7 protein-coding genes are annotated in these 8,470 nt (G+C 77.3%); all 7 read right to left on the bottom strand.

The window, feature by feature from the left end; translation table 11 throughout:
• Positions 1 to 30 precede the first annotated feature (30 nt).
• The 7 genes from NT8_RS25230 to NT8_RS25200 all read right to left on the bottom strand — a co-directional run bounded on the left by NT8_RS25230 (position 31) and on the right by NT8_RS25200 (position 8,119).
• On the bottom strand, positions 31 to 279 hold the full coding sequence (locus NT8_RS25230; RefSeq protein WP_067974684.1) for a phosphopantetheine-binding protein: 249 nt from the start codon (positions 277 to 279) through the stop codon (positions 31 to 33).
• 59 nt (positions 280 to 338) lie between these two features.
• The gene (locus tag NT8_RS25225; RefSeq protein ID WP_067974681.1) at positions 339 to 1,670 is read right to left on the bottom strand and encodes a lysine N(6)-hydroxylase/L-ornithine N(5)-oxygenase family protein; all 1,332 of its coding nucleotides are present in this window, start codon (positions 1,668 to 1,670) and stop codon (positions 339 to 341) included.
• 31 nt (positions 1,671 to 1,701) lie between these two features.
• Positions 1,702 to 2,364 (bottom strand): isochorismatase family protein, encoded by a 663-nt coding sequence (locus tag NT8_RS25220; RefSeq protein WP_067974679.1) that lies wholly within the window; start codon positions 2,362 to 2,364, stop codon positions 1,702 to 1,704.
• 78 nt (positions 2,365 to 2,442) lie between these two features.
• Positions 2,443 to 4,119: a (2,3-dihydroxybenzoyl)adenylate synthase gene (locus NT8_RS25215; RefSeq protein WP_067974676.1), complete on the bottom strand. Its 1,677-nt coding sequence runs from the start codon at positions 4,117 to 4,119 to the stop codon at positions 2,443 to 2,445.
• Positions 4,120 to 4,145: 26 nt separating this feature from the next.
• Positions 4,146 to 5,336, bottom strand: coding sequence for an isochorismate synthase (locus NT8_RS25210; RefSeq protein WP_067974674.1), 1,191 nt, complete (start codon positions 5,334 to 5,336; stop codon positions 4,146 to 4,148).
• A gap of 76 nt (positions 5,337 to 5,412) precedes the next feature.
• Positions 5,413 to 6,198, bottom strand: coding sequence for a 2,3-dihydro-2,3-dihydroxybenzoate dehydrogenase (locus NT8_RS25205; RefSeq protein ID WP_067974671.1), 786 nt, complete (start codon positions 6,196 to 6,198; stop codon positions 5,413 to 5,415).
• 547 nt (positions 6,199 to 6,745) lie between these two features.
• Complete coding sequence (locus tag NT8_RS25200) at positions 6,746 to 8,119, bottom strand: sensor histidine kinase (RefSeq protein ID WP_245646326.1); 1,374 nt, start codon at positions 8,117 to 8,119, stop codon at positions 6,746 to 6,748.
• Positions 8,120 to 8,470 lie beyond the last annotated feature (351 nt).

The raw sequence follows: 8,470 nt of genomic DNA, 5'->3' as shown, positions 1-8,470 counted from the left end.
CCCGCCGGCGGGACCGGCGGGCGGGCGGGGTCAGCGGTCGAGGAGGAGCCGCGTCCACGCGGCGACGGAGGCGTCCTCGGCGAGGGTGATGAAGTCGGTCTCCACGCCCGCCGCGCGCCAGGTCTCGACCAGGCTCATCAGCCGGATGGAGTCCATGCCGCGGTCGAGCAGGTCCTCGTCGTCGGCGATGGCCCCGGCGGGCTCGCCGAGGACGTGCTCGACGTCGGCGCGCAGCCGTTCGGGGGTGAGCGGGCCGGCGGGGGTGGCGGGTTCGGGCACGGTCGGGCCTTTCGGTGTCGGCGGCGGGCGGGCCGGGGCGCGGTCGGGTGCGGGCGGGGTCAGGGGCGGGCGGGGACGGCGCGGGGGGCGCGGGCGGCCACCGCGTCGAGGATCTCCCCCACCCGCACGGCCACGTTGGACAGCAGGGAGGAGGAGATGCCGTGGGTGTGCTCGGTGCCGCCCTGCAGGTAGATGCCGCAGGTGACCTCGTCGGTGGTGGCGAGGCGGTAGTCGCGGTCGACGGCGGGGCGGCCCTGGGGGTCGGTGAGGACGTGCGCGGCGAGGCCGCCGAGCAGGTCGCGCGGGTCGGCCGAGCGGTACCCGGTGGCGAAGACGACGTAGTCGGCCTCCACCGGGGTCTGCTTGCCGGTGGGCAGGTGCTCGACGGTGACGGTGACGCCGTCGGCGCGCTCGTTGAGCCCGGCCACCCGGGAGGTGTTGTGCAGCCGCAGCCGCTCGGTGCCGTTGACCCGGTCCTGGTAGGCCGCCCGGTACAGGGCGTCGATGAGGTCGGGGTCGACCACGGAGTAGTTGGTGTTGCGGTGGTAGCCCATGATCTCGGCCTTCACCTCGGCCGAGGCGTCGAAGTAGGCGTCGACGGCCTGCGGGTCGAAGATGCGGTTGGCGAACGGGCTGTCGTCGGAGGGGCTGTAGCCGTAGCGGGAGAACACCGCGTTGACCTCGGCCCCGGGGAAGCGGCGGTAGAGGTGCTCGGCGGCCTCGGCGGCGCTCTGCCCGGCGCCGACGACGACGAAGGACCGCGGCCGGGCGCCGGGGTCCAGCGCCTCCAGCCGGTGCAGCAGGTACTCGTTGTGCCAGACGCGCTCGGAGCACCGGACGCCGTCGGGCAGCCGGGGCGACAGCCCGGGCGCGAACACCAGGTTGCGGCCGCGGCTGCGGTGCAGCGACCCGTCGGCCTGGCGGGCGACGACGTCGAGCTGGGAGACGCGCCCGGCGGTGTCGCGGACCGGTTCGACCGCGACGACCTCCGAGGAGTAGCGCACCTGGTCGGACACGCGCTCGGCGCACCAGGCCAGGTAGGCGTGGAACTCGGTGCGCAGCGGGAACAGCGTCTTGTGGTTGATGAAGTCGTGCAGCCGGTCCACCGAGTGCAGGTAGCACAGGAAGCTGAAGTCGCTCGCCGGGTTGCGGGTGGTCACCAGGTCCTTGAGGAAGGACACCTGCATGGTGGCGTCGTCCAGCAGCATGCCGCGGTGCCAGCCGAAGCGCTCCTGGCGCTCGTGGAAGACCCCGGTCAGCGCCGGGGCGGCCGGGTCGGCGGCGGCGCGCTCCCGCCGCTCGCGCAGGCCGATGGCCATCGCGACGTTGGACGGTCCGAACCCGACCCCCACCAGGTCGTGGACGGGCGGAGGCGGCGGCGTGGAGGTCACGGGGTTCCTTTCGACGGGGGCGTGCGGCCGGTCAGGCGCGGGTGGCGACGGGGTGCGGCAGCGCCACCGCGGCGGCGGCCCGCGCGGTGGTCAGGGCGACGCCGCACCGGCGGGCGACGTAGCCGACGGCGAAGCGGTGGTCCTCGGCGGTGAAGTCGGCCATGGCGTCGGCGACGAAGAACGGCTCGATGTCGCGCATGAAGGCGTCGGCGGCGGTGAGCAGGCACCCGATGTGGGCGTAGACACCGGTGATGAGGAGCTGGTCGCGCCCCTGCCGGCGCAGGCGCTCGGCGAGGTCGGTCTGGACGAACGCGCTGTAGCGCCACTTGGTGAGGAGGGTGTCGCCGTCCTCGGGGCGCAGCGCCGCGGTGACCTCGGTGTGCTCGGGGACCGCCCGCATCCCCGCGCCCCAGAAGTCCCGCTCCAGTCCGCGCCGCTCGGGGTCCATGCCGCCGGGCTTGGCGGTGTAGACGACCGGCACCCCGGCCGCCCGGCAGGCGGTCCGCAGCGCGGCGATGTTGGCGAGGGCTCCGGACAGCGGGGCGGAGTCGGCCGGATAGGGGCGGAGGAAGTACCGCTGCACGTCGTGGATGAGCAGCGCCGCGCGGGCGGGGTCGGGGGTCCACGGCGCCCGGTTCTCGGGCAGGTCCTCGGCGGCGGGCAGGTCGTAGGGCTCGATGTGCGGCAGGGACATCCGAAGGGTCCGTTCCGGTGGGTGGGTGGAGGGCGGGCGCGCCGGGGCGCGCCGCCCGTGCGGCCGCGGGGCGGGGGCTCAGGGGCCGGGCGGCGGCGCGCCGTCCGGGGCGGCCCCGGCGGCGCGCGCCGTCTCCGCGGCGATGGCGGCGCGCAGCTCGCGCCGGCTGACCTTGCCGATCCCGGTGGCGGGGAACGCGTCGACGAACTCCACCCGGTCGGGGATCTTGTAGGCGGCCAGGCCGCGGCCGCGCAGGAACCGCAGCAGCTCGGCGCGGCCGGGGGCGGTCCCGCGCGGGATCACGTAGGCGCAGGCCCGCTCGCCGAGGTAGGGGTCGGGGACGGCGACGACGGCCGCGTCGTGCACGGCGGGGTGGGCCAGGATGTGGTCCTCCACCTCGTCGGGGGCGACCTTCTCGCCGCCGCGGTTGATCTGGTCCTTGGCCCGGCCCTCCACCACGAGGTGGCCGGTGGGGGTGCGGCGGACGATGTCGCCGGTGCGGTAGAACCCGTCGGGGGTGAACGCGGCGGCGTTGTGCTCGGGGGCGCGGTAGTAGCCGCGGATCGTGTAGGGGCCGCGGGTGAGCAGTTCGCCGGCCTCGCCGTCGGCGACCTCGGCGCCGTCGGGGCCCACGACGCGGATCTCGTCGTCGGGCGAGATCGGCCGGCCCTGGGTGTGGACGGTGGTCTCCTCGTCGTCCTCGGGGCGGGTGTAGTTGACCAGGCCCTCGGCCATGCCGAACACCTGCTGGAGCGCGCAGCCCAGGACCGGGCGGACCCGGCGGGCGGCCTCGGGGGCGAACTTGGCGCCGCCGACCTGGAGCACGCGCAGCGACGACAGGTCGCGGCCGGCCTGGGCCCCCTTCTCGACGGCGTCCAGCCACAGCAGGGCCACCGGTGGCACGACGGCGGTGTGGGTGACCCGCTCGGCCTCGATGAGCGCCAGGCAGGTCGCCGGGGTCGGGTCGGGGGCCAGGACGACCGTCCCGCCGGCGTGGAGCACCCCGAGGAACCCGGGTGAGCTCATCGGGAAGTTGTGCACGACGGGCAGCGCGCCCAGGTAGACGGTGTCGGGGGTGAGCCCGCAGATCTCGGCGCTGGCCCGCACCGAGTACAGGTAGTCGTCGTGGGTGCGCGGGATGAGCTTGGGCAGGCCGGTGGTGCCGCCGGAGAGCTGGAGGAACGCGACGTCGGCCGGGTCGGGGTCGGCGAGCGCGGCGGGGTCGGCGGCCTCGGCGCGCACGTCGGCGAGCGCGGTGAGGCCGGGGCGGCCCCCGGTGTCGCCGGCCACGAGGACGTCGCGCAGGCCGGGCACCGCCGCGCGCACCTCCGCGGCGAGGCCGCGGAAGTCGAATCCGGCGTCGGTGTCGGCGGTCACCAGCGCCCGCGCGCCGGTGAAGTCGCACAGGTACCCGACCTCGGCCCGGCGGTGCGCGGGCAGCGCGTAGACGGGCAGCGCGCCCGCCCGGAACAGCGCGAACACCACCTCGAACACCTCGGGCCGGTTGGGCAGCTGCACCACGACCCGGTCGCCGGGGCCGATCCCGCGCCGGACCAGGCCGGTGGCGAGGCGGTCGGCGCGGGCGTCCAGCTCGGCGTAGGTCCACCGCTCCCCGGCGCCGACCACGGCGGTGCGGTCGGGGTGGCGGCGGGCGGCGTCGCGCAGGAGGGCGCCGAGGGTCCGGCCGGTCCAGTACCCGGCCGCGCGGTAGCGGTCGGCGAACTCGGGCGGCCAGGGGGTGCATCCGGCGAGCATGGGGCGGGGCCTTTCGTTCGACACCGTCAGAGGGGCTGGTTGATGCCGAGGGCGAGGAGCAGGGTGCGGAGCTTCGCGGAGGTCTCGGCGAGTTCGGCCTCGGGGTCGGAGCCCGCGACGATGCCGCCGCCGGCGAACAGGTCGACCTCGGCCCCGGCGACGTCGGCGCAGCGGATGGTGACGACCCACTCGCCGTCGCCGCGGGCGTCGGTGTGGCCGACCACCCCGGTGTAGAAGCCGCGGTCGAACGGTTCGGCGGCGGCGATGGCGTCCCGCGCGTCGGCGGTGGGCGTGCCGCAGACCGCGGGGGTGGGGTGCAGGGCGCGCACCAGGTCGGCGGAGGGGGTGGCGGGGTCGCGCAGCTCGCCGGTGACCCGGGTCGACAGGTGCCACATGGTGGCGGTGCGGGCGAGTTCGGGTTCGGCGGGCACGTCGAGGGTGCGGCAGAAGGGGCGCAGCCCTTCGGCGACCGCCTCGACGACCACGGCGTGCTCGTAGCGGTCCTTGGCGGAGGTGAGCAGGGCGACGGCGCGCTGCTGGTCGCGGGTGGGGTCGGCGCTGCGCGGGGCCGACCCGGCCAGCGGGTTGGCGGTGGCGGTGCCGCCGCGCTTGGCGACGAGGAGTTCGGGGCTGGCGCCGACCAGGGTCCGCACGTCGCCGCCGGCGGGGGGCAGGTCGACGGCGAAGGCGTGCGCGGCGGGGTCGCGCCAGGCGAGGTTGCGCAGCAGTTGGGCGACGTCGACCGGGCCGGGGCCGGTGAGCCGCAGCGCGCGGGCGAGGACGACCTTGCGCAGGGCGTCGTCGCCGGGTCCGGCGTCGGCCATGTGCTTGAGCAGCCGGTCGACGGCGGCGACGTGGTCGGCGGGCTCGGGGACGGGGCGCACCCGCCACGGCCCGGCCAGGGGCCGCTGGCCCCGGTCGCCGCCGGGGGCGGTGCCGGCCGGAGCGGGGGCGCGCCGCACCTCGGCGGGGACGACCAGGCGGGCCGGGGCGTCGGGGGCGAACGGCAGGGCGCCGATGGCCACGGCGGGCGCGGCGGGGTCGGCGGTGGCGTCGGCCAGCAGGCCGGGCAGGGCGTCGAGGCGGTCGGCGGTGGCCAGCACGCCCGTACCGAGGAGGGCCCCCTCGCGGGAGGCGAAGTACTGGGCTCCGGGGCGGTAGGCGTCGAGGAGGTCGGCGGCGGCCGGGGCGGGGGTCGCGGCGCGCTGGTGGGACACGCGTCCTTCTTTCTGCACTGATCAGGTCGTCTGGGTGGGGTTTCGGCCCGGGCTCCGCCCGGTGCGGCGGGCGGGGTCAGGCGCGCAGGGTGGCGCCGCCGTCGACGTAGAGGTCGTGCATCGTGATGTGCCGGGCGGCCGGGGACACCAGGAAGGCCACCGCCGCGGCGACGTCCTCGGGGTCCCCGATGCGGCCCAGCGGGATGCCGGTGCGGAACTTCTCGGGGGTGCCCGCGACGGCGCGGGCGGCGCCGTCGGCGGAGGACCACAGGCCGCGCTGCATCGGGGTGTCGGTGGAGCCCGGGGAGACGACGTTGCAGCGGATGCCGTGGGGGGCGAGTTCGAGCCCGAGCGACTTGGTGAACATGGCGGCGGCGGCCTTGGAGGCGGCGTAGCCGGCCATGTCGGCGCGCGGCACGCCCGCGGCGTTGGAGGCCACCGTCGTGATGGTGCCGGTGCCGCGCGGCACCATGCGGCGGGCGGCCGCGCGCGACACGTGGAAGACGCCGGTGGCGTTGACCGCGAACAGCTCGGCCCAGTCGGCGTCGGCCGCCGCGACGACCGGGCCGGTGCGCAGCACCCCGGCGACGTTGACGGCGTGCGCGACGGGCCCGAGGTCGCGCTCGACCGCGTCGACCGCGTCCTCCACGGCGGCGGGGTCGCGCACGTCGCAGCCGTAGGCGGCGGCCGTGCGGCCCTCGGCCGCGAGGTCGGCGGCCGTGGCGCGGGCCCGGTCGGGGTCGAGGTCCAGGGCGGCGACGACGGCGCCCTCCTCGGCGAGGGCCCGCGCGACGGCGCGCCCGATCCCCTGCCCGGCGCCCGTCACGACGGCGATCGCCCCCTCGATCCCGCTGTGGCCCACGTCTCCCCCTCGACCTCGGAAAATAAGGTTGCGCAAACCTCACTAAGGCAATGCTTACCTAAGCGACTGTCCGCAAGTGTTGAACGCCGGAGCGCATCGTGTCAACCCGCCCGAACACGACGACCGCCACACCCGCGACGGCACACGGCGCCGTCCGCCGGGTCGACCCACCCCCCGCCCCACCCCCCGGCCGCCCACCCCTTAAACTGACCGCCGCACCGGCCCCACCGACCCGGACCGCCCGACCGCCCCCGCACGCCCCGCACGGCGGAACCGCCCGCGCCGCGCCCCCACCGCCGCCGGGACAGCGCTTCCCGTCCGTTGATCTCGACGCCACCGGGCATGGGAGCGGTTCCCCTGCCCGAGGAGAACGGAACTCGGCCGTCCACGGGAGCGCGGCCGCGGGGGCGCGGACCCCCTCGGAGGGGGCCGGCGTGAGATAGAGCTTTTCCCCGACAGCATGCCCCGCCCGCACCACCGCCGGAGGCACCCGCATGCCCGGAACCGCCCCCGGCGACGTCACGACCGACGAAGAGGGGACGGCGGGTCAGGTGCGGGTGGGGTCGGGTGACGGGGGCGGGAGGGGGAGGCGGAGTTCGAGGACCGCGCCGCCCAGGCGCGGGCTGCGGTCGGCGGTGAGGGTGCCGCCGTGGGCCGACGCGATCTCGCGCGAGATCGCCAGCCCCAGGCCGCTACCGCCCGGGTCGCGGCGCCGCGACTCCGCCAGCCGGGCGAAGCGGGCGAACACCCGCTCCCGGTCGGCGGGCGCGATGCCGTCGCCGTCGTCGTGCACCCGCAGCACCGCCCGCCCCTCCTCGGCCGCCACCTCCACCGCGACGCGGCCGTCCGCGTGGCGGAGCGCGTTGGCGATCAGGTTGGCCAGCACGCGCGACAACCGGAGCCGGTCGCCCCGGACCACCACGCCCGGTTCGGCGTCCACCGTGACGGCCGGGCCGCCCGGCCGGGCCCGCCCGCCCTCTCCGGCGGGGCCGCCCGCACCGGCGCCCAGGAGGCGCCGCACCTCCTCGCGGGCGAGGTCGCCCAGGTCGACCGAGGTGCGCACGTCGGCGACGTCGGCGTCCAGCCGGGCCAGCTCCAGCAGGTCGCCGACGATCCGCTGGAGGCGCTCGGTGTCGGCCAGCGCGGCGCGCAGCGCCCCCGTCGGGTCCCGAGGGTCGGCCAGCTCCACCTCCAGGCGCGTGCGCAGCCCGGTGATGGGGCTGCGCAGCTCGTGCGAGGCGTCGGAGACGAAGCTGCGCTGGCGGGCGAGCGCCGCCTGGAGGCGGGCCAGCGTCTCGTTGCCCGTGCGCGCCAGGCGGGCCACCTCGTCGCCGGTGTCGGGCACGGTGAGCCGGTGGTCCAGGTCGGTCATGCTGAAGCGCTCCAGTTCGGCGCGGATGCGCTCGACGGGCCGCAGGGTGCGGCCCACGGCCAGCCAGACCAGCCAGCCGCCCGCGGCGAGCACCGCGAGGCCGAACGCGATCAGCATCAGCTCCAGCAGGTGGCCGGTGAGCAGGTCGGGCTGGGGGCGCGCGGCGTAGACCATGACGTCGCCGTAGGCGGAGTCCCGCACCCGGAACCCGACCACGGTCAGGCAGCGCCGGCCCGCGCAGACCCGGTCCTCCACCCGGTCGTCCAGGCCGCCGGGGCGCGCCGCGCTCATCGGCGGCTCGCCGGCCAGCAGCGCGCTGGCCGCGACCACGTCGCCGCCGGCGTCGACCACCTGCAGCCGGACCACGCCCTGCTGCGGCGGGATCTCCTCGGCCAACCGGTCCTCGCGGACCAGGGCGGCCAGTTGGCGGGCCGCGACCGCGGTGGTCTCCGCGAGGTCGTGCGTGATGGCGTGCCGCGCCAGCAGCGACGTCACCGTGATGGCCACGGCGATGATCAGCGACCCCGCGATCACGGTGCCCGCCGTCACCCGCGCACGGATCGACCGGAGACGCAACCTCGGCCGCTTCGCCATCGCCCTCCCCGTGCCCGGACACCGGTCGTCCGGCCTCGCTCCCCCGCACGCCGGCCGCGGCGCGCCCGCTCCGGTCCGCCCCCGGCGGCACGGCGCCGCGCGGCGCCCCGGCCGCTCCGCCGGTCGTCCGGCCTCTTCCCGCGCGCGGACGGGCCAAGGTCAGCGCCCGGCCAAATCGGCGCCACCGCTCCCCCCGGGCCCCGCGCGCCCCAGGGGGCACGGTCGCGGACACGGCCGGATGCGGCCACCGGCGCCACCGCGGCGCGCGGCGCGTCCGGGCGGCCCGCCGGGCCGCGCCGCGGCGGG

This window comes from Nocardiopsis trehalosi NBRC 14201 (assembly GCF_001552555.1).
GTDB classification, from domain to species: domain Bacteria; phylum Actinomycetota; class Actinomycetes; order Streptosporangiales; family Streptosporangiaceae; genus Nocardiopsis_B; species Nocardiopsis_B trehalosi.
Note: the sequence above shows the minus strand (reverse complement) of the source record. Positions and strands in the feature narration are given on the sequence as shown.

Excerpts from the sequence above, each read along its gene's own strand:
- NT8_RS25220 (WP_067974679.1), bottom strand. The coding sequence starts at position 2,364 with ATGTCCCTGCCGCACATCGAGCCCTACGACCTGCCCGCCGCCGAGGAC.
- NT8_RS25215 (WP_067974676.1), bottom strand. The coding sequence starts at position 4,119 with ATGCTCGCCGGATGCACCCCCTGGCCGCCCGAGTTCGCCGACCGCTAC.